Origin of the sequence: Streptomyces phytophilus (assembly GCF_013870535.1) — a bacterium.
Lineage (GTDB): Bacteria > Actinomycetota > Actinomycetes > Streptomycetales > Streptomycetaceae > Streptomyces > Streptomyces phytophilus.
In genome coordinates this window covers 1-2,237 of record NZ_JACBXC010001009.1, presented here as the reverse complement: position 1 = coordinate 2,237, position 2,237 = coordinate 1, and the positions used below count along the sequence as shown (strand labels likewise).

Below are 2,237 nucleotides of genomic sequence, written 5' to 3'. Positions count from 1 at the left end.
GTCGCGGCGGGCGGCGGCGATCCGGTCCAGGTCCCAGGCCATGGTGCCGACGACGGTGCGCCGGGTGCCGCGCACCTGGACCGTGCCGCGTACGAGCAGCAGGCCGCTGTGGAAGACGGTGTGCGCGCAGGCCGGGTGGGAGTCCTCGAAGAACGCCAGGTCGACCAGGCCGGAGCCGTCCTCCAGCGTGACGAAGATGACGCGCTTGCCGCTGGCGATCGGCGGGGTCTGCGTCGAGGCCCGCACGCCGGCGACGAGCACCTGCTGCCCGGGGCGCAGGCCGGCGAGGTGGGCCGCGTCCGTCGCGCCGATCTCGCGGAGCAGCCGGTGGTGGTGTTCCATCAGGTGCTTGGAGACGTCGATGCCGAGGGTGTCCAGTTCGGCGCCGAGGGTCTCGCGTCCGGTCATCTCCGGCAGTCCGCTCGGCTCCGTACCGCCGGCCGCGTCCGCGCCGATGGGCAGCTGGCCCTCGCCCGCGAAGCGGGCCCGGGACTGCCGGTGCAGCTCGTCGATCTGGAGGAGGAGGTCGCGGCGGGTGAGGCGGCCGTCGCCGAGGCCGTCGAGGGCGCCGATCCGGGCCAGGCGCTCGGCGAGCGGCCTGCTGGGCCGGGCCCGCTGCCAGAAGTCCGACAGGGACCCGTAGGGCCGGCCCTCCTCGATCCGCAGGGCCTCGTCCTCGCTGATGCCGTGCACCGCGGACAGCGCGAGCCGCACCCCCCACCGGTCGTCCGTGCCGCTCTTCTCCACGGTGTGCCGCACCCGGGAGCGGTCGACGTCGACGGGCAGGACCGGCACGCCGCGCCGGCGGGCGTCGGAGACGAGGACGCGCTTGGGCCACATGCCGGGGTCGTGTTCGAGGAGGCCGGCCAGCAGGAACGCCGGGTAGTGCGCCTTGAGCCAGGCGCTCTGCAGCGCGGGTACGGCGAAGGCGACCGCGTGCGCCCGGCAGAAGCCGTAGGCGCCGAAGGCCGCGACGGTCTTCCAGACCTCGTCCCGTACGGCCGCGTCGTAGCCGCGCGCACGCGCCTGCCGGTGGAACCAGTCCCTGATCCCGGGCAGCCGGTCCTCGTCCCCGAGCGCGCGCCGGGCGATCTCCCCCAGGCTCCGGTCGCATCCGGTCATCACCCGGAAGGTCTCGATGATCTGCTCGTGCCAGATGGTCACGCCGTACGTGTCCGCGAGCACCGGCTCCAGGTCCCGGTGGGCGTACTCGGGAGCGCCGCCGTGGCGGGCGGCGACGTAGCGCTCGGGCATGCCGCCCGCGACGGGGCCGGGGCGGAAGAGGCTGATGTCCGCGATGACGTCCTGCGGGTCGCGGGGCTTGAGCCGGGACAGCAGGTCCTGCTGGCCGGGCGACTCCAGCTGGAACAGGCCCAGGGTCTCGCTCTCCTGGATGAGCTTGAACGCGAAGACGTCGTCGAGCGGCACCTGTCCGGGGTCGTCCAGGTCGATGTGCCTGCCCGTGGCCTGTGCGATCTCGGCGACGGCGTGGGCCATCGCGGACTGCATGCGCACGCCCAGGACGTCGAGCTTGATGTTGCCGAGGTCCTCGATCTCCTCCTTGGCGGCCATGGCCATGGGGTAGTCGCCCTGCGGGGTGGGCTGCACCGGCAGCCGGTCCAGGAGGGTGGCGTCGCTGATGACGACGCCGCACGGGTGCATGGCCATGCCGTGGACGAGGGCGTCGAGGCCCTCGGCGAGTTCCCACAGCGGGCCGTACCGGTGTGCCTCGGCGGCCAGTTGCCGCAGTTCCGGCAGCTCGGCGAGGGCGCCGGTGATGTCGGAGGCCCGCAGGTGCGGGAAGCTCTTGGCGATCCGGTCGACGTCGGCGGGCGCGATGCCGAGCGCCAGGCCGGCGTCCCGCAGCGCCCTGCGCGCCCTATAGGTCTCGGGCATCGCGGTGACCGCCACCCGCTCCTTGCCGAACCGGTCGAAGATCACGTCGTAGCACTCCAGGCGGCGGGCCGACTCCACGTCGATGTCGATGTCGGGCAGCGAACTGCGCCGTACGCTCAGGAAGCGCTCGAACAGCAGCCGGTGGTCGAGGGGGTTGGCCGTGGCGATGTCCAGGACGTGGCAGACCAGCGAGCCGGCGCCGGAGCCGCGGGCCGCGACCCGGATGCCCCGGGCCCGGATGTCGGCCACGACCTGGCCGACGGCGAGGAAGTACGAGTCGTAGCGGAGTGTGGAGATCGCTTCCAGCTCCTCGTCCAGTCGGGTACGGGCCCCGGGGTCGC

At 73.5% G+C, this 2,237-nt stretch carries 1 protein-coding gene; it reads right to left on the bottom strand.

Annotated features, from left to right (window positions below; all coding sequences use genetic code 11):
• The coding region (locus H5J30_RS28350; protein ID WP_181790137.1) for a helix-hairpin-helix domain-containing protein at positions 1 to 2,237 on the bottom strand (2,237 nt) is incomplete at both ends.